The sequence below is a fragment of the Rheinheimera riviphila genome (genome assembly GCF_004005945.1).
GTDB lineage: Bacteria > Pseudomonadota > Gammaproteobacteria > Enterobacterales > Alteromonadaceae > Pararheinheimera > Pararheinheimera riviphila.
In genome coordinates this window covers 1-18,819 of the sequence record NZ_SACS01000002.1, presented here as the reverse complement: position 1 = coordinate 18,819, position 18,819 = coordinate 1, and the positions used below count along the sequence as shown (strand labels likewise).

General features: G+C 48.8%; 15 protein-coding genes. 12 read left to right on the top strand and 3 right to left on the bottom strand.

Annotation, left to right across the window (positions count from 1 at the left end):
* The first annotated feature begins 38 nt into the window (after nt 1–38).
* On the top strand, nt 39–854 hold the full coding sequence (gene tcdA, locus EOE67_RS02505; protein ID WP_127697489.1) for a tRNA cyclic N6-threonylcarbamoyladenosine(37) synthase TcdA: 816 nt from the start codon (nt 39–41) through the stop codon (nt 852–854).
* 23 nt (nt 855–877) lie between these two features.
* Here tcdA and EOE67_RS02500 read toward each other — a convergent pair whose 3' ends face one another.
* The 3 genes from EOE67_RS02500 to EOE67_RS02490 all read right to left on the bottom strand — a co-directional run bounded on the left by EOE67_RS02500 (nt 878) and on the right by EOE67_RS02490 (nt 3,964).
* On the bottom strand, nt 878–1,333 hold the full coding sequence (locus tag EOE67_RS02500) for a SufE family protein (RefSeq protein ID WP_127697488.1): 456 nt from the start codon (nt 1,331–1,333) through the stop codon (nt 878–880).
* Nucleotides 1,333–2,544: an aminotransferase class V-fold PLP-dependent enzyme gene (locus EOE67_RS02495; protein ID WP_127697487.1), complete on the bottom strand. Its 1,212-nt coding sequence runs from the start codon at nt 2,542–2,544 to the stop codon at nt 1,333–1,335. The genes EOE67_RS02500 and EOE67_RS02495 overlap by 1 nt, the downstream gene beginning before the upstream one ends.
* Nucleotides 2,545–2,677: 133 nt before the next feature.
* Nucleotides 2,678–3,964, bottom strand: coding sequence for a citrate synthase (locus EOE67_RS02490; RefSeq protein WP_127697486.1), 1,287 nt, complete (start codon nt 3,962–3,964; stop codon nt 2,678–2,680).
* Between the two features lie 392 nt (nt 3,965–4,356).
* On the opposite strand from EOE67_RS02490, the gene sdhC reads away from it, so the two are divergent.
* The 11 genes from sdhC to EOE67_RS02435 all read left to right on the top strand — a co-directional run.
* Nucleotides 4,357–4,734 carry a succinate dehydrogenase, cytochrome b556 subunit gene (sdhC, locus tag EOE67_RS02485; protein WP_127697485.1) on the top strand — a complete coding sequence of 126 codons (378 nt, stop codon included), beginning with the start codon at nt 4,357–4,359 and terminating at the stop codon, nt 4,732–4,734.
* Nucleotides 4,725–5,087, top strand: coding sequence for a succinate dehydrogenase, hydrophobic membrane anchor protein (gene sdhD / locus EOE67_RS02480; protein ID WP_127697484.1), 363 nt, complete (start codon nt 4,725–4,727; stop codon nt 5,085–5,087). Before sdhC ends, sdhD begins: the two co-directional genes overlap by 10 nt.
* Nucleotides 5,088–6,860 carry a succinate dehydrogenase flavoprotein subunit gene (gene sdhA, locus EOE67_RS02475; protein ID WP_127697483.1) on the top strand — a complete coding sequence of 591 codons (1,773 nt, stop codon included), beginning with the start codon at nt 5,088–5,090 and terminating at the stop codon, nt 6,858–6,860. It abuts the gene before it with no gap.
* Nucleotides 6,861–6,872: 12 nt separating this feature from the next.
* On the top strand, nt 6,873–7,592 hold the full coding sequence (locus EOE67_RS02470; protein ID WP_127697482.1) for a succinate dehydrogenase iron-sulfur subunit: 720 nt from the start codon (nt 6,873–6,875) through the stop codon (nt 7,590–7,592).
* A 149-nt stretch (nt 7,593–7,741) separates the two neighbouring features.
* On the top strand, nt 7,742–10,549 hold the full coding sequence (locus EOE67_RS02465) for a 2-oxoglutarate dehydrogenase E1 component (protein WP_127697481.1): 2,808 nt from the start codon (nt 7,742–7,744) through the stop codon (nt 10,547–10,549).
* Nucleotides 10,550–10,668: 119 nt separating this feature from the next.
* The gene (gene odhB, locus EOE67_RS02460) at nt 10,669–11,856 is read left to right on the top strand and encodes a 2-oxoglutarate dehydrogenase complex dihydrolipoyllysine-residue succinyltransferase (protein ID WP_068063424.1); all 1,188 of its coding nucleotides are present in this window, start codon (nt 10,669–10,671) and stop codon (nt 11,854–11,856) included.
* 122 nt (nt 11,857–11,978) lie between these two features.
* The gene (gene sucC, locus EOE67_RS02455) at nt 11,979–13,145 is read left to right on the top strand and encodes an ADP-forming succinate--CoA ligase subunit beta (RefSeq protein ID WP_127697480.1); all 1,167 of its coding nucleotides are present in this window, start codon (nt 11,979–11,981) and stop codon (nt 13,143–13,145) included.
* On the top strand, nt 13,145–14,017 hold the full coding sequence (sucD, locus tag EOE67_RS02450) for a succinate--CoA ligase subunit alpha (protein WP_127697479.1): 873 nt from the start codon (nt 13,145–13,147) through the stop codon (nt 14,015–14,017). The genes sucC and sucD overlap by 1 nt, the downstream gene beginning before the upstream one ends.
* A gap of 566 nt (nt 14,018–14,583) precedes the next feature.
* A complete protein-coding gene (locus tag EOE67_RS02445) occupies nt 14,584–16,050 on the top strand; it encodes a S10 family peptidase (protein ID WP_206099410.1) in 1,467 nt (488 codons plus the stop codon).
* Between the two features lie 222 nt (nt 16,051–16,272).
* Nucleotides 16,273–17,934 (top strand): glutamine--tRNA ligase, encoded by a 1,662-nt coding sequence (gene glnS, locus EOE67_RS02440; RefSeq protein WP_127697477.1) that lies wholly within the window; start codon nt 16,273–16,275, stop codon nt 17,932–17,934.
* A 181-nt stretch (nt 17,935–18,115) separates the two neighbouring features.
* Nucleotides 18,116–18,819 (top strand): IS4 family transposase (locus tag EOE67_RS02435; RefSeq protein ID WP_164852196.1); only part of this gene is annotated, 704 nt, incomplete at its 3' end.

Sequence of the window (18,819 nt, the reverse complement as noted above, 5' to 3'; positions counted from 1 at the left end):
CTCTCTCAGCAACTTGTTGTTATTAAATGGAAAAACTGATGTCCGATTATCAATTACGTTTTGCCGGAATTGGCCGTTTGTACGGCGTTCGCGCGCTTGAATTTTTCCAGCAAGCTCATGTTTGTGTCGTTGGGATTGGCGGTGTTGGCAGCTGGGCGGCAGAGGCGTTGGCGCGTTCCGGAATTGGTGAAATCACGCTGATTGACTTGGATGATGTTTGTATTTCGAACGTCAACCGACAAATTCATGCACTGACTGACAGCATTGGTCAGGATAAAGTGGCGGTGATGGCGGCGCGGATTTTACAAATTAATCCGGCCTGCAAAGTACATCAGGTGACCGATTTTGTCGCTGCCGATAATTTATTTGAGCTGATGAAACCGGAATTTAGCTACGTGATTGATGCCATTGACGCGATCAAAGCCAAAACTTCGCTGATTGCGCATTGTAAACGCAATAAAATTCCACTGGTGACCATCGGTGGTGCTGGCGGGCAAACCGATCCTACGCAAATTCAACTGGCTGATTTAACCCAGACTATCAACGATCCGCTGCTTGCCAAAGTACGCAATAACCTGCGCCGGGATTACAATTACAGCCGCAACGTCAAGCGGCGGTTTGGCATTGATGCGGTGTACTCAACTGAACAGCTGAGTTACCCCAAGGCCGATGGCGGCGTGTGTCAGGCAAAACCAGAGATGCAAAGGCCGGAAGAGGGCGGCTCGATGCGACTGGATTGTAGCGGTGGTTTTGGTGCTGTGACTGTGGTGACGGCGAGTTTTGCTTTTGTCGCAGTATCGCGGGTGCTGAAAAAATTGGCGGAAAAAGCGCAGCAAGTGGCAGTTGCCGGTTAGATAGCGGCTGCCATTCTTGCGAACTAATGCGCTAAACCTGCCTGCTGACTCAGCTTTTTCAGCACCGCATGCAAGCCATTTTGCCTTGATGGGCTTAAATTCTGCTGCACACCGGACAGTGCAAATAACTGTGAAAAGTTGATTTGCGAAAGTTCGACATTGGTTAAGCCATTGAGCTGACACAAAGCCAGCAGTACCAAGCCTTTGATAATGCGGGCTTCGCTGTCAAACGCCCAATAATGGCGACCACTTGGCTGGTGATATTCGTGCAGTAACCAGGCTTTACTGTCGCAACCGGTAATCAAAAATTCTTCCCGCTGCAATTCTGCAGCAAAAGCCGGTACACCTTTGCCGAGCTGCATTAGCATCCGGTATTTGTTTTGCCAATCCGTGGTTTGGGTGAGCGTTGGTAACTGCTGCTGTTTGATCTGCTGCAGGCCTTGCTCAGTCTCAGTCATCAATAAAGTTAAACCACTCATCAGCTTAAAATCTCCAGCACCTGGCTTACTGCGACTAAAGTCCGGTCAATCTCCTGCGGCGAATTATACCCAGCCAACGATATTCTGACGGCGCCAGCTTTGCCGATCGCCGTAAATAACGGCATAGCGCAGTGGGTGCCCGCGCGCACGGCAATTTGTTGTTGATCGAGCAGCGCCGCCACATCGCTGTGATGCTCGCCTTTGATATTAAAAGCGATAATGCCAGCGTTGTTTTGAACCTGTGATATCAACTCGATTCCAGAAAATTGCTGCAAACCATCAAACAGCTGCTGCAAAAGTTGCTGTTTGTGTGCTGCGATAGCTCCTTGATCCCATTGTTGTAACCAACGAAGCGCCGCAGCAAGCCCAATGGCAGATGCAATATTCGGCGTGCCAGCTTCCAGCCGGTAGGGCAACTGATTCAAAGTGGTGCCGCTAAAGCTGACCTGCTGGATCATTTCGCCGCCATAAAGCAAAGGCCGCAGCAATTCGAGTGTTGAACATTTCCCAAAAAGCACGCCAATGCCGGTCGGCCCATAAATTTTATGGCCGGAGAACACATAAAAATCGCAATCTAATTGTTGTACATCAGGCTGTTGCAACAAAATGCCCTGGGCGCCGTCAATGATGGTGATAGCGCCAACGGCTTTGGCTTGTTGCACCATGGCAGCCACCGGCTGGATATGCCCCAGCACGTTAGATACCTGCGCCATACTCACAACTTTCGGTTTCAGCGCCAGCAAACGCTGATATTCGGCTTGATCCAGTTGCTGATTGGCATCGAGTGGGATCACGTCCAGCAGCACACCATGTTGCTGACAATGGAACTGCCAGGGCACGATATTGGCGTGATGCTCTAGTGCGCTAATCAGTATTCTGTCGCCAGGGTGCAGCACCGTGCCCATCAAGCCAAAGGCCAGCTGATTCAAGGCGCTAGTTGCGCCGCTACACCAGATAATTTCTTCTCTGCCGCTGGCGTTCAGGTATACCGCGACCGTATCACGTGCTTGTTCAAACAATTGGGTGGCTTGTTGACTAAGTTGATGGGCTCCGCGATGAACATTGGCGTTAAATGTCTGATAGAACTCAGTTTCAGCGGCAATAACCGCTGCTGGTTTGTGCATCGTCGCGGCGTTATCCAGATAAACCCAATCCGGCTGCTGGTTAAAAAAAGCAAATTCGGCGCGAAAAGCCGCGAGATCAAAGTTCAAAGAAGGTCCTGCCGGGCAGCGATAAAGGCGCGATTTTGCCTTTTTTTAACAGGCGCAGCAAGCGCCTAATCCATAGACGTAAAACATGGACGTAAAAAAAGCGACCGAAGTCGCTTTTTAAATAAAACCGGAATTAACGGTTTTCGACTTTGATAAAGTCGCGGGTGTTGTAGCCCGTGTACAGCTGACGTGGACGGCCGATTTTGTGGCCTTTGTCCGACAGCATTTCGTCCCAGTGCGAGATCCAGCCGACAGTACGGCTCATCGCGAAAATTACTGTGAACATGCTGGTTGGAATGCCGATGGCTTTGAGGATAATTCCTGAGTAGAAATCGACGTTCGGGTACAGTTTTTTCTCGATGAAGTACGGGTCTTCCAGCGCAATACGCTCAAGCTCCATCGCCACATCCAGCAGTGGATCTTTGATATTCAGCTCTTTTAACACTTCATGACAGGTATCGCGCATCACTTTGGCCCGTGGGTCAAAGTTTTTATACACGCGGTGACCAAAGCCCATTAAGCGGAAAGAATCGTTTTTATCTTTGGCACGACGGACAAATTCCGGAATGCGATCAACAGTGCCGATTTCCTGCAACATCACTAAACAAGCTTCGTTAGCACCGCCGTGCGCCGGGCCCCATAACGAGGCAATACCGGCTGCGATACAAGCGTATGGATTGGCGCCAGAAGAACCGGCTAAACGTACGGTTGAAGTCGAAGCATTTTGTTCGTGATCGGCATGCAACATGAAAATCCGGTCCATGGCTTTGGCCACAATCGGACTCACATCGTAGTGCTCGGCTGGTACCGAAAACATCATATGCATGAAGTTTTCGGCGTAGCTTAATTCGTTGCGCGGATACACAAATGGCTGACCCACAGTGTATTTATACGCCATCGCCGCAATGGTTGGCAGCTTAGCGATTAAGCGATGTGCTGAGCGTTTGCGTTGCTCAGGATCGTTGACGTTTAAGTCAGAATGGTAGAACGAAGACATCGCGCCAACCACACCACAAAGCATCGCCATTGGGTGGGCATCAACGCGGAAACCCTGGAAAAACGACGCCAGTTTCTCATGCACCATGGTGTGACGGGTAATGACGTGGGTGAAATTGTCGTATTGCGCTTTGGTTGGCAGCTCACCTTCCAGTAACAGATAACAGGTTTCCAGATAATCCGACTCAACGGCTAACTGCTCAATCGGATAGCCACGGTGTAATAAAATACCGTTGTCGCCGTCGATGTAAGTGATTTTTGATTCACAAGAGCCTGTCGACATAAAGCCCGGATCGAAGGTGAAGTAGCCATGTTGACCCAAGGCGCGTACATCGATGACATCTGTGCCTGCCGTGCCCGAATAAATTGGCAACTCGATTGGCGCCAGGCCATCGATATGCACGACAGCTTTTTTATCAGCCATTGGATTTCTCCTGTGTTGTTATTGGTTTAACCGGTAGAAATTCTTATTCTACCCGCAACTGGGACCTAAAAGTCAATTTTAATGCTCAGATAGATAATTGTCGGATAATAGCTGGATAATAAGTATTCGACTCTAGTCGTATTGCCACTCGGAGTAAATCAGTTACCGTGTCAGCTATGGATTTTCTTCAACAAAATTAAACATAAATTGTATTCCAGACTGGTGAAATATATACTGTTGCGGGTTCGAAATCAGTTCACCGACCGATAGATAAAAAAATTGGGCTGAACCACACCACGCTGTAGCCTGTATATCCATTGGGTGTTGACTGTTTATGCAGCAACGTATAATGACAACAAAGCTCAGAATAGGGCGTCGATAGGCAAGAAACTGTGAAAAAGCAAAGACCTGTAAATCTAGACCTTACCACTATATCCATGCCGGTAACGGCAACTGCTTCAATCCTGCATCGTGTGACCGGCGTCGCAATGTTTTTCGCGCTGATTTTCGTGATCTGGGCCTGGGCAGTGTCCCTGTCTTCTGCTGAAGGTTTTGCACTGGTCAAAGAAGTGATGACTTCTTTTGTTGCCAAGTTCATCGCCTGGGGCACCATCACCATGTTGCTGTATCATCTGTTGGGCGGCATTCGCCACCTGATCATGGATATGGGCCATTGGGAAGAGTTAGAGTCGGGCAAACTGAGCGCTAAAATCACCATCGCACTCTGGATTGTTCTGGCCGTATTAGCTGGAGTCTGGTTATGGTTCTGAATCAAGCATCTTTAAAACGTGATGGCGTACAAGATTACGTTTCATTACGCACCACAGCGATTATTTTAACGCTGTATACCCTGTTTATCCTCGGTTATTTCCTTTGTACTCCTGAAATTACCTACGAAGGTTGGAAAGCGTTGTTTTCTAACATTCTGGTCAAAGCTTTCACTTTATTGGCGCTGGTTTGTATTGCCGTTCACACCAAAATTGGTCTGTGGCAAGTACTGACTGACTACGTCAAATCTGCAGCGACCCGCGCGGTACTGCAATTTGTGTTGTATGCCATTGCTTTTGGCTATGTGGCTGTAGGCCTGTTTGTATTATTACAACCGCAGTTGTGGGGTGCTTAATTGAATATTCCAGTTCGCGAGTTTGACGCCGTTGTGATCGGCGCCGGTGGTGCCGGTATGCGTGCCGCACTGCAAATCACTGAATCAGGTTTAACCTGTGCCTTATTATCCAAAGTATTCCCAACCCGTTCTCACACTGTTTCTGCGCAAGGCGGTATTACCGTTGCGCTCGGTAACTCACATCCGGATAACTGGGAATGGCACATGTTTGATACCGTCAAAGGTTCCGATTATATCGGTGACCAGGACGCGATTGAATACATGTGTAAAACTGGCCCGGAAGCTATTACTGAGTTAGAAAACATGGGCTTACCATTCTCACGTTTTGAGAATGGCCGTGTTTACCAACGTCCGTTTGGTGGTCAGTCGAAGAATTTTGGTGGCGAACAAGCCGCCCGTACCGCAGCTGCAGCTGACCGGACCGGTCATGCCTTATTGCACCTGCTGTACCAGCAAAACGTGAAGAACAAAACTCAGGTTTTCTCTGAGTGGTATGCCCTTGATCTGGTGAAAAACCAGGACGGTGCTGTGGTCGGTTGTACTGCCATTGACATCGAAAGTGGCGAAATCGTTTATTTCAAAGCCCGCGCGACTGTGCTGGCGACTGGCGGCGCCGGTCGTATTTTCGCCTCAACCACCAACGCTCACATCAATACCGGTGACGGTGTTGGTATGGCATTGCGTGCTGGTGTACCACTGCAAGACATGGAAATGTGGCAATTTCACCCAACGGGCATCGCCGGTGCCGGTACCCTGGTAACTGAAGGTTGCCGTGGTGAAGGTGGTTATTTACTGAATAAAAATGGCGAGCGTTTCATGGAACGTTATGCGCCAAACGCCAAAGACTTAGCTGGTCGTGACGTGGTTGCCCGTTCAATGATGACGGAAATCCGTGAAGGCCGTGGTTGTGATGGTCCATGGGGCCCGCATATCAAACTGAAACTGGACCACTTAGGTGCTGAAGTTTTAGAAAGCCGCTTACCTGGCGTTTGTGAACTGTCAAAAACTTTCGCGCACGTCGATCCAGTGAAAGAGCCAATTCCGGTGATCCCAACTTGCCATTACATGATGGGTGGTATTCCAACCAACGTGCATGGTCAGGTGATTCATCCAAAAGCTGATGGGTCTGAAACCATCGTGGCCGGTTTATTTGCTTGTGGCGAAATCGCTTGTGTGTCAGTGCACGGTGCCAACCGCTTAGGTGGTAACTCGTTGCTGGACTTAGTGGTATTCGGCCGTGCGACCGGTCTGCATTTAGGTGAAGCTTTAGCGGCGACTTCTGAAGGCCGCGGCGCTACTGATTCTGATATTCAGGCCGCACTTGCCCGTACCCAGCGCTGGGAAGATACCAAAATTGGCCAGGGTGAAGATCCGGCGCAAATCAAAAAAGATTTACAAACCTGTATGCAACTGAACTTCTCGGTGTTCCGTGAAGGCGCAGCCATGGCTGAAGGTTTAGCTGAATTAAAAGTCATTCGTGAGCGGCTGAAATATGCCCGTCTGGATGACAAGAGTTCAGACTTTAATACCGCACGGATTGAATGTCTGGAACTGGACAACCTGATGGAAACGGCATTTTCAACCGCTGTTGCCGCGAACTTCCGTACTGAAAGCCGCGGCGCGCACGCCCGGTTTGACTTCCCGGATCGCGACGATGAGAACTGGTTATGTCACAGCGTGTATACGCCGGACACTGAATCGATGTTCAAGCGTAAAGTGAATCTGGAACCGAAGTTCCGTGAAGCCTTCCAACCTAAAGCTCGTACTTATTAAGAGGGACAGACGATGAAGAAGCTTGAATTCTCTGTTTATCGTTACAACCCTGACGTCGATAATGCGCCACGGATGCAAGACTATACGCTGGACAATCCGGAAGGTCGGGACATGATGGTGCTTGATGCACTGTTGAAATTGAAAGAACAAGACCCAACCTTATCCTTCCGTCGCAGTTGCCGTGAAGGCGTCTGTGGTTCAGACGGCGTCAACATGAATGGTAAAAACGGTTTGGCTTGTATCACGCCGTTGTCAGCCGTGGGTAAAGGCAAGGGCGGCAAAATTGTCATTCGTCCATTACCAGGTTTACCGGTTGTACGTGATTTAGTGGTTGATATGTCACAGTTTTACACTCAATACGAGAAGGTAAAACCGTACTTAATCAATAACGACTTACCGCCGGCAGGTGAATATCTGCAATCGCCGGAAGAACGCGCTAAGCTGGATGGTCTGTACGAGTGTATTTTATGCGCTTGTTGCTCAACCTCTTGCCCGTCGTTCTGGTGGAACCCGGATAAATTTATTGGTCCAGCTGGTTTATTACATGCTTACCGTTTCCTGGCGGATAGCCGTGATACCGCGACTGAACAACGATTAAACGATTTAGATGATGCGTTCAGCGTATTCCGCTGCCACGGCATCATGAACTGCGTCAATGTGTGTCCGAAGGGTTTAAACCCGACCAAAGCCATTGGCCAGATCAAATCCATGTTATTAAACCGGGCGCTGTAAAGCGCCCCTTTCATAACAGACAACAGCTTCACATGACGGAACCCAGCATATTTTGTTGGGTTTCAACCAGGAAAAAATAGCCACAAAACCTGTACCATGGCTATTTTTTTGCTACTTTTTTCCAGGTGCTTCGAGATAAGGGAAAGTAAATGCACGAAGGTGTAATGAAGGCGTGGTTGGAGTCTTCTCATCTTGGCGGTGGCAACATGGCCTATGTAGATGAACTCTATGAATCCTACTTAGCTGAACCTACCAGTGTTGGTGATGAATGGCGCGAATTCTTCGCCAAATTGCCAAAAATCGAAGGTGTAGAATTAGAATCCCGGCATTCTGATATTCGCCAGCAATTTATCGATCTTGCCAAAAACAAACACCGCGAAGTGATTGTTGCACCCTCTGGTGGTGGTGATGGTCGGCAGGTGAAGGTACTGCAACTCATTAATGCTTTCCGTTTCCGGGGGCACCAACATGCGAAACTCGATCCATTGGATCTGTGGAAACGCCAACGAGTCCGTGATTTAGAATTATCTTTCCATGACTTAGGTCCTGCTGATTTTGACGATGAATATAACGTCGGATCTTTTGTCGCCGGTACCGAGACGATGAAACTGGGTGAACTGGTTGCAGCACTGGAAACCACCTACTGCGGTTCGATTGGTGCAGAATATATGCACATCGTATCCACGGATGAAAAACGCTGGATCCAACAACGGTTAGAATCAGTCCGTTCGACCCCAAATTATGACAAAGCCACCAAAGCCGGCATCCTCAAAGGTTTAGTTGCTGCTGACGGTCTTGAGCGCTATTTGTCGAACAAATTCCCTGGTGCTAAACGCTTTGGTCTGGAAGGTGGCGATGCCATGATCCCGATGCTCAAAGCGATGATCCACCGTGCCGGCGAACAAGGTGCCAAAGACTGTGTCATTGGTATGGCGCACCGTGGTCGTTTGAATACCTTAGTCAACGTTTTGGGTAAAAATCCAGGCAAACTGTTTGACGAGTTTGCTGGTAAATATGAAGTGGTTGGTGCCGGTGATGTGAAATACCATATGGGTTTCTCATCAGATTTCGCCACCAAAGGCGGCGACGTGCATTTAGCTCTGGCGTTTAACCCGTCGCACTTAGAAATCGTTAACCCGGTGGTGATCGGTTCAGTGCGCGCACGTCTGGATCGTCGTGGTTGTACCGATGGTTCTTTAGCACTGCCAATTACTATTCACGGTGACTCGGCCTTTGCTGGCCAGGGTGTGGTGGCTGAAACCTTTAACATTTCACAAACCCGCGCCTTTAAAGTTGGCGGTACTATTCGTCTGGTCATCAACAACCAGGTCGGTTTTACCACGTCCAATCCGGAAGATACCCGTTCAACTGAATACTGTACTGATATCGCCAAGATGGTGCAGGCGCCAATTTTCCACGTCAACGGTGATGATCCGGAAGCCGTGGTGTTTGTGGCTCAGCTCGCCGTTGATTATCGCAACACCTTTAAACGGGATGTGGTGATTGACTTGGTTTGTTACCGTCGTAACGGTCACAACGAAGCGGACGAGCCGAATGCGACGCAGCCGCTGATGTATCAGAAAATCAAAAAACACCCAACGCCACGTGAGCTGTATGCGGACAAGCTGATCAAAGCCGGTCAGTTCTCAGCAGAAGAAGTACAGGCGATGGTTGATGACTACCGCAACGCGCTGGATAAAGGCGACTGCGTGGTTGATGAGTGGAAAGCGATGACTGAAGTTGCAGTCGATTGGACGCCATTCTTAGGTCACGACTGGACTGCAACTTACGATGCCAGCATGAGTGTCGCCGATTTAGTGGCTATGGGTGAAAAAGCCATTGCCATTCCGGCCGAGCATACCTTGCAGCGTCAGGTTGGTAAGGTTTACGAAGACCGCGCTTTGATGCTCAAAGGCGAGAAAAAAATCGACTGGGGTTTTGCCGAAATTCTGGCTTATGCCGCAACCGTTGGTAACGGTTCACGCATTCGTATTGTGGGTCAGGACTCAGGTCGTGGTACTTTCTTCCACCGCCACGCTGTATTGCATAGTCAAAGTGATGCTTCTACTTATACGCCGCTTGAGCATATCAGCGAGTCGCAAGGCCCGTTCCAGGTATATGACTCAGCTTTATCGGAAGAAGCAGTACTGGCGTTTGAATATGGTTATGCCACAGCTGAGCCACGCGCGTTAGTGATTTGGGAAGGCCAATTTGGCGATTTCGCCAACGGCGCCCAGGTGGTGATTGACCAGTTCTTAAGTTCTGGCGAACAAAAGTGGGGCCGCCTCTGTGGTCTGACGTTGTTATTGCCACATGGTTACGAAGGTCAGGGCCCGGAGCACTCTTCTGCGCGGTTAGAACGGTTCCTGCAACTTTGTGCTGATCACAATATGCAAGTGGTGGTTCCGACCACGCCTGCTCAGGTGTATGCGATGATCCGCCGGCAGATGGTGCGTCCAATGCGCCGTCCGCTCATTGTTATGTCGCCAAAATCTTTATTACGTCATCCGCTGGCCACATCAACGCTGGAAGAGATCGCATCTGGTCAGTTCCAGAACGTGATTGGCGAGATTGATGACATCAAACCAGCCGACGTAAAACGTGTGGTGTTCTGTAGCGGTAAAGTCTATTTCGACTTACTGGAAGAGCGCCGTAAACGTAACCAGACCAATGTTGTGATTGTCCGTGTAGAACAGCTGTACCCGTTCCCGCAAGACGAAATGACCACAGTACTGGCGCAATACCCACAAGTGACCGATTTTGTCTGGTGTCAGGAAGAGCCGCAAAATCAGGGCGCCTGGTACTGCAGTCAACATAACTTCTGGGCTGCCATTCCAAAAGGCGCAAGCTTAAGTTATGCCGGACGGGATGCATCGTCATCCCCAGCGGTAGGTTATTTATCGGTACACAATAAACAGCAACAAGCGCTGGTGAATGCCGCCTTGACGCTGGGTTAAAACTTTATCGCTGTGGCCAGGTCACAGCATGAATTCTGGTCAGTATAGGTTTTCCTATACTGGCTTTGGCTTTGTAAGACTGAACACAAACGCAGACCAATCTGTAAAAAGGTGACAAAGTGGAAATTAAAGTCCCAGTACTACCCGAATCAGTTGCTGATGCAACTATTGCTACCTGGCATGTAAAAACAGGTGAAGCCGTCAGCCGTGACCAGGTTCTGGTTGACATCGAAACTGACAAAGTTGTGTTAGAAGTCGTGGCTCAGGCTGATGGCGTGATGGGCGAAATCGTCCACGCTGAAGGCGCTACAGTGCTCGCCGAGCAGGTGATTGGTCATCTGAATGCCGGTGCTACTGCTGCCGCTGCACCAGTTGCCGCCGCAGCAGCTCCAGCCGCTGCCAGCGCAGATGCCGATGACGCTTTAACACCGTCAGTGCGTCGTTTGATTGCTGAAAAAGGTCTGGACGCTTCGAAAATCCAGGGTTCTGGCAAAAATGGCCGCGTGACCAAAGAAGACGTGGAGAAATTCCTGTCAGGTGCACCAGCAGCCCCAGCAGCAAAAGCAGCTCCGGCCGCAGTTGCAGCGCCAGCGGCAGTTGTCGGCGACCGTTCACAAAAACGTGTACCGATGACACGTCTGCGTAAAACCATTGCTAACCGTCTGCTGGAAGCGAAAAATTCTACAGCGATGCTGACCACTTTTAACGAAGTGAACATGAAGCCAATTATGGAACTGCGTAAGCAATATCAAGACGTGTTTGAAAAACGTCATGGTATCCGGTTAGGCTTTATGTCGTTTTATGTCAAAGCTGTCACTGAAGCGCTGAAGCGTTTCCCTGAAGTGAATGCGGCGATTGACGGCGATGATATCGTGTATCACAACTATTTTGACGTCAGCATTGCGGTGTCAACGCCACGTGGTCTGGTCACACCGGTACTGCGTGATTGCGACAAAATGAATCTGGCTGAAATTGAAAAAGCCATCAAAGAGTTAGCACTGAAAGGCCGTGACGGTAAATTATCAATGGATGATTTAACCGGCGGTAACTTCACTATCACCAACGGTGGTGTGTTTGGCTCTCTGATGTCAACGCCAATCATCAACCCACCACAATCAGCTATTCTGGGTATGCATAAGATCCAGGATCGGGTGATGGTGGTTGATGGCAAGATGGAAATCCTGCCAATGATGTACCTGGCACTGTCTTACGATCACCGGATCATCGACGGCAAAGAGTCGGTCGGTTTCCTGGTCACGATCAAAGAATTGTTAGAAGATCCAACCCGTATTCTGTTGGATATCTGATAAAAAAACCGGAGGTGAAGGCTGTTGCCGAAACCTCCAAATCATCTGAGTATTGCGAAGGCTTTGCTCAATGGGTCAGGCCGGTTACCCGGTCACAAACTAAAGAAAAACGGAAATAAGCCATGAATTTGCACGAGTATCAGGCAAAACAGCTGTTTCGCGAATACGGTTTACCTGTATCTGAAGGCTATGCGGAAGAAACTCCACAAGCAGCAGCAGAAGCAGCAGACCGCATTGGTGGGAACAAGTGGGTAGTGAAAGCTCAGGTTCACGCTGGTGGTCGCGGTAAAGCGGGCGGTGTGAAATTAGTTACTTCTAAAGAAGAGATCCGTAACTTTGCCCAAAATTGGCTGGGCAAAAATCTGGTTACGTATCAAACTGACGAAAAAGGTCAGCCTGTCACCAAGATCCTGGTAGAAACCTGTACCGATATCGACAAAGAGCTGTACTTAGGTGCCGTGGTCGATCGCTCAAGCCGTCGTATCATTTTCATGGCGTCGACTGAAGGTGGCGTTGACATCGAGAAAGTGGCCGAAGAAAGCCCGGAAAAAATCATCAAGATGGCTATCGATCCACTGGTTGGCGCGCAAGCGTTCCAAGCCCGTGAAATCGCGTTCCAACTTGGCTTAAATGCGACGCAAATCAAGCAGTTCACTAACATCTACTTAGGCCTCGCCAAGATGTTCGTTGACCTGGACCTGGCGATGATCGAAGTAAACCCATTGGTGATTACTTCTGCTGGTAACCTGCACTGCTTAGACGCCAAACTGGTTGCTGATAGCAATGCATTATACCGCCAGCCAAAACTGCGCGCTTACCATGACCCATCACAAGAAGACGAGCGTGAAGCCCGTGCTGCTCAATGGGAACTGAACTATGTTGCTTTAGAAGGTAACATCGGTTGTATGGTGAACGGTGCCGGTTTAGCGATGGGTACTATGGACATCGTGAAATTAAGCGGTGGCCAACCAGCAAACTTCCTGGACGTTGGCGGCGGCGCGACCAAAGAGCGCGTGACCGAAGCATTCAAAATCATCCTGTCTGACTCAGCTGTGAAAGCAGTATTCGTCAACATCTTCGGTGGTATCGTTCGTTGCGACATGATCGCTGAAGGTATCATTGGTGCGGTTGAAGAAGTGGGTGTAAGCGTACCGGTTGTGGTGCGTTTAGAAGGTAACAACGCTGAATTAGGCGCACAGAAGTTGCAAAACTCTGGCCTGAACATCATTGCTGCTAACTCATTATCTGAAGCTGCAAAAGCTGTTGTGAAAGCCGCGGAGGGCAAATAATGTCTATTATCATCAACAAAGACACTAAGGTCATCTGTCAGGGTTTCACTGGTAGCCAGGGTACTTTCCACTCCACTCAGGCGCTGGAATACGGCACTAAAATGGTTGGTGGCGTAAGCCCAGGTAAAGGCGGCACGACGCACATTGGTTTACCAGTGTTCAACACCGTCAAAGAAGCTGTTGCTGCGACTGGCGCAACGGCGACTGTGATTTACGTACCGGCACCTTTCTGTAAAGATGCGATCATCGAAGCTGCTGATGCTGGCTTAGAGCTGATTGTTTGTATCACTGAAGGTATCCCAACGATCGACATGTTATTCGTTAAAGAATACATCGATCGTAAAGGCGTGCGGATGATTGGTCCAAACTGCCCAGGCGTGATCACGCCAGGTGAATGTAAAATCGGTATCATGCCAGGCCATATCCACAAGCCAGGTAAAGTGGGTATCGTTTCACGTTCAGGCACTCTGACCTATGAAGCTGTGAAACAAACCACAGATGAAGGTTTCGGCCAATCAACTTGTGTTGGTATCGGTGGTGACCCAATCCCAGGTTCTAACTTCATCGACATCCTGAAATTATTCCAGGAAGATCCACAGACTGAAGCGATCATCATGATCGGTGAAATCGGTGGTACTGCTGAAGAAGAAGCAGCTGCTTATATCAAAGCAAACGTGACTAAGCCTGTTGTGTCTTATATCGCTGGTGTAACTGCACCTGCCGGTAAGCGCATGGGCCACGCTGGCGCCATCATCTCTGGTGGTAAAGGTACAGCTGATGACAAATTCCGTGCTCTGGAAGACGCTGGCGTGAAAACCGTCCGTTCTCTGGCAGACATCGGTAAAGCACTGCGTGAACTGACTGGCTGGTAATAGCTACTTAGTTTCGAGTGTGTAAAAAACCCGCCTGGTGCGGGTTTTTTTATGGCTGTGGTTTGTTGCTAAGTATTCCTACTTTAAGCTATTTTCGCTATAGACCGAAGTAGGGCGCGACTCAGCCGCAGGCTAGTCCGCCATTTGTATGAAGAAAATTGTCAACAAGCAACGCCAAAGCAAACAACACACGGACCCGCCGTGAATACGTCCTTGTAGGCTCGTTGTTTGGCATCCATGCCAAACACGGTCCGCTTAGTTGTTGGCTCTGTCGTTGGCTAAACCAGAGCATAAAGTACCTGGCTCTAGAAAGCTGAAACAAGACTTAGCCAGCAAGCTTTGCGAACTAACCTGTTTTGATGCTTTTAATCGCAATGTCTTTGTCTCAGCCGGAAAATTAAGTTACAAAATCCATGTTCACTATAAAGGACATGCTGCAAGTGGTATGTCGACTCAACCATAATAAACCATAATTACTACGGAAGTCGGGTCTTAAAACTATGAAAACAAAAGCCATTTTCCACCGGGCAGTCCTGCTAACTACCATATGCTGTGCCGGGGCTTTGATGTCCGTGCCAGCCGCAGTTGCGACTGAACGTCAGATTGAAGCCGATTCGGTGGTTGTCACTCAACATAAAACCACTGTTAATGACGAGTCTTTTACGTACAGTGCAACAACCGGCACGCAGCCAGTATGGAACGATGACGGAAAGCCTGTCGCAGCCGTGTTTTATACATATTACCAACGCACTGATATTAAAGATAAAAGTAAAAGACCATTACTGATTTCCTTTAACGGCGGCCCAGGTTCAGCTTCGGTTTGGATGCAAATCGCTTATACCGGACCAAAAGCACTAAAAGTTGATAGCGAAGGTTATCCGCTACAGCCTTATGGCACCAAACAAAACCCATATTCAGTGTTGGATACCGCCGATATTGTGTTTGTAAATCCGGTAAACACCGCTTATTCACGGGTATTAGCAGATAAAGACGGCAAGATGATGAGCCGTGATGAGCAGGCGAAGATGTTTTTTGGCGTCAACGCTGATGTGAAATATCTGGCCGAATGGATCAATACCTTTGTCACCCGCAATGAGCGGTGGCAGTCACCGAAGTTTTTGATTGGCGAAAGCTACGGTACTACAAGGGTTTCTGGCCTCGCTTTAGCGCTGCAAAATATGCAGTGGATGTATTTAAACGGTGTAGTGCTGGTATCGCCGACTGAAATTGGCATTAAACGTGAAGGCCCGGTCGATGTAGCGAACCGTCTGCCGTATTTTGCGGCCACTGCCTGGTATCACAAAGCTTTACCAGCTGAGCTGCAACAGCTTGATTTGTATGATTTGCTGCCAAAAGTAGAGCAGTTCACCATTAACGAATATCTGCCGGCTTTGGCTAAAGGTGCCTTTATTAGCGCCGAGGAAAAAGACCGCATCGCGCAGCAGGTCGCGCAATATTCTGGTTTATCAGTAAAAGCTGTATTACAGAACAATATGGATATTCCAAACGACTTTTTTTGGAAAGAGTTACTGCGTGAACGGGGTCAGACTGTTGGTCGGTTGGACTCACGTTACATTGGCATCGATCGTCGTGAAGCAGGAGACAGCCCGGATTTTAATGCTGAGCTGACTTCCTGGTTACATTCGTTCACTCCGGCGATTAACCATTATTTACGCACTGAGCTGAATTACAAAACCGATGTGAAATACAACATGTTTGGCCCGGTACGGCCATGGGATAACAGCGACGACAACACCGGTGAAAATTTACGTTTGGCGATGGCGGAAAACCCCTATCTGAAGGTGATGATCCAATCCGGCTATTATGATGGCGCTACCAACTATTTTGATGCCAAATACAGTATGTGGCAGCTGGATCCAAGTGGCAAAATGAAAGACCGCCTGAGCTTTAAAGGCTACCGCAGCGGCCATATGATGTATCTGCGTTATGAAGATTTAAAACAGTCGAATGACGATTTACGCCAGTTTATTAAGGCCAGCTTGCCGGCCGAAGATCAGCCGGCGAAATACTAATTTCGGTTTCGCTTCGTTCGGTTCAGTTTGATTGCGACAGGGCGGCCAGTGGTCGCCCTGTTGCATTTTCTGGTCGCGGCAAACAAAGCCATATTCGCTACTGGTCAGCGCTTTGGTTGCTGTTATAATGCGGCCATCTGAGTTTTTCTTCGTTTTACTGTTGTCGACGCCCACTTTCTGTCGACAGGTACTTTTGCCGATACACATAAGGATCAGAATTTTATGGCGGACATCGAAACACGCCCAACCAATTTTATCCGGCAGATCATTGATGCCGATTTAGCTTCCGGCAAACACAGTGCCGTGCAAACCCGTTTTCCGCCAGAGCCGAATGGCTACCTGCATATCGGTCACGCCAAATCGATTTGTCTGAACTTCGGTATCGCCGTTGATTATCAAGGCAAATGTAACCTGCGGTTTGATGACACCAATCCAGAAAAAGAAAACATCGACTTCGTCAATTCAATCCAGAAAGACGTGAACTGGCTGGGTTTTGAATGGGACGGCGCCGTTCGTTATTCATCTGATTATTTTGACGCATTATATGGTTATGCCGTTGAACTGATTAACAAAGGCCTGGCCTATGTTTGTTTTTTAAATGCTGAAGAAATGCGTCAGTACCGTGGCAACTTAACCGAACCTGGTAAAAATAGTCCGTATCGCGACACCACACCTGCTGAAAACCTGGCGTTGTTTGAAAAAATGCGTGCCGGTGGTTTTAAAGAAGGTGAGTGTTCGCTGCGTGCGAAAATCGATATGACATCAGCCTTTATCTGTATGCGCGATCCGGTGATTTACCGGGTGAAATTTGCCCATCACCATCAGACCGGTGACAAATGGTGCATCTACCCGATGTACGATTTTACGCACTGTATTTCTGATGCGTTAGAAGGCATTACCCATTCTTTATGTACCTTGGAATTTCAGGATAACCGCCGGTTATATGACTGGATTTTGGACAATATCACCATCGCTTGTCATCCGCAGCAAATTGAGTTTTCGCGCTTAAACCTGGAATTTCAGGTGATGAGTAAACGTAAACTGCACACGCTGGTGGAAGGTGGTCATGTGTCTGGTTGGGACGACCCACGGATGCCAACCATTGCCGGTTTACGCCGTCGTGGTTATACCCCGGCGTCCTTGCGTGAATTCGCCAAGCGGATTGGTATTACCAAACAAGACAACGTGATTGAAGCCAGTGCTTTAGATTCGTGTATTCGCGAAGATTTAGACGCCCATGCACCACGCGCGATGGCAGTCATCGACCCGCTTAAAATCACTATCAGTAACTACTCCGCCGATGCGGTGGAATGGCTGGATGTGCATAATCATCCAAAAGAAGAAAGCATGGGTAGCCGTCAGGTGCCTTTTGGCAAAGTGATTTATATCGACCGTGCTGACTTCCGTGAAGAAGCCAACAAAAAGTACAAGCGGATGGTGACTGGCGGAGAAGTGCGGTTGCGTGGCGCTTATGTGGTACGTGCCGATGAAGTGATTAAAGATGACGCCGGCAATATTGTGGAGCTGATTTGTAGTTACGATCCAGACACTTTAGGCGTCAATCCAGCCGATGGCCGTAAAGTGCGGGGCGTTATTCACTGGGTCGAAGCAACACAGGCGAAAGCTGCGGAATTCCGGGTCTACGATAAATTATTCACGGTGCCAAATCCGGCGGCGGAAGATGATTTTATTGCGGTGATCAACGCAAATTCACTCAGCATCAAACATGGTTTTGTCGAACCAAGCCTGGCACAAGCCAAGCCTGAGCAAGCTTATCAGTTTGAACGGGAAGGATATTATTGCGCTGACAATCAGGACTTTACTGCCGACAAACTGGTGTTTAACCGCACTGTTGCACTGCGGGATACTTTTTTCGAAGATTGATTGGTAATTGAGTTAGTAGTTAACAGAATTCTGTGAACAATTGACTCAGCCCCCGAAGTTAACAAATAAAAAACGGAGCTTGATGCTCTAATGCCGATCAGATAAGCATTTTTCAGATCGGTTGACCGATCCAGTGACTGGTGTATAAAGGCCTGCAACAGAAATGTCGCAGGCCTTTTTTATGCAATTAGCTACCGCTTTAACCCTTGCTAACCGTTATTTCCCAAACATCGAAGCCGGTGCGCTTCAGCAATTGTTGCCAGAAGAGTTCATCAGCCAATGTCTGCAGGAGGCAGGGGTTGCAACCGTCCGGCGCCGTCGTTTGCCTTTAGAATCTCTTGTGATGGTGGTACTCGGAATGGCGTTGTACCGTGGCAAAGATGTCTGGAGCATTGCCGATAAAATGCAAATTGTGTTACCCGGACGACGGGAATTGGTTGCACCAAGTGCCGTCGTACAAGGTAGGCAGCGCTTAGGCTCTGAAGCAATGCGGCAAGTATTTCATCAAACCCAACGACTCTGGCATCAGGATGCTGAACATCCGCGCTGGTGTGGGCTGCAACTGCTTGGGGTTGATGGTGTTGTCTGGCGCGCCCCTGACACAGCCGAAAATACCAAAGCCTTTACCAAACCCATCACTACCGCAGGCGAATCAGCGTGGCCGATGGTCAGAATGGTTTGCCAAATGGAACTGACCAGTCATTTATTGATTGGTGCCGCGATGGATAAATACAGTACGAATGAAATGATACTGGCTAAGCAACTGATTGAAACGACGCCGGATAATAGCCTGACACTGTTTGACCGTGGCTTTTATTCATTAGGTCTGCTCAATGCATGGCAAGCTAAAGGCCAAAACCGTCACTGGCTTATTCCGCTAAAAAA

What these genes read in the sequence shown, in the direction of transcription:
- EOE67_RS02445 (WP_206099410.1), top strand. Translation starts at nt 14,584, where the DNA reads ATGTCCGTGCCAGCCGCAGTTGCGACTGAACGTCAGATTGAAGCCGAT.
- EOE67_RS02500 (WP_127697488.1), bottom strand. Translation starts at nt 1,333, where the DNA reads ATGAGTGGTTTAACTTTATTGATGACTGAGACTGAGCAAGGCCTGCAG.
- sucC (WP_127697480.1), top strand. Translation starts at nt 11,979, where the DNA reads ATGAATTTGCACGAGTATCAGGCAAAACAGCTGTTTCGCGAATACGGT.
- sucD (WP_127697479.1), top strand. Translation starts at nt 13,145, where the DNA reads ATGTCTATTATCATCAACAAAGACACTAAGGTCATCTGTCAGGGTTTC.
- sdhD (WP_127697484.1), top strand. Translation starts at nt 4,725, where the DNA reads ATGGTTCTGAATCAAGCATCTTTAAAACGTGATGGCGTACAAGATTAC.
- EOE67_RS02470 (WP_127697482.1), top strand. Translation starts at nt 6,873, where the DNA reads ATGAAGAAGCTTGAATTCTCTGTTTATCGTTACAACCCTGACGTCGAT.
- tcdA (WP_127697489.1), top strand. Translation starts at nt 39, where the DNA reads ATGTCCGATTATCAATTACGTTTTGCCGGAATTGGCCGTTTGTACGGC.
- glnS (WP_127697477.1), top strand. Translation starts at nt 16,273, where the DNA reads ATGGCGGACATCGAAACACGCCCAACCAATTTTATCCGGCAGATCATT.
- EOE67_RS02490 (WP_127697486.1), bottom strand. Translation starts at nt 3,964, where the DNA reads ATGGCTGATAAAAAAGCTGTCGTGCATATCGATGGCCTGGCGCCAATC.
- EOE67_RS02465 (WP_127697481.1), top strand. Translation starts at nt 7,742, where the DNA reads ATGCACGAAGGTGTAATGAAGGCGTGGTTGGAGTCTTCTCATCTTGGC.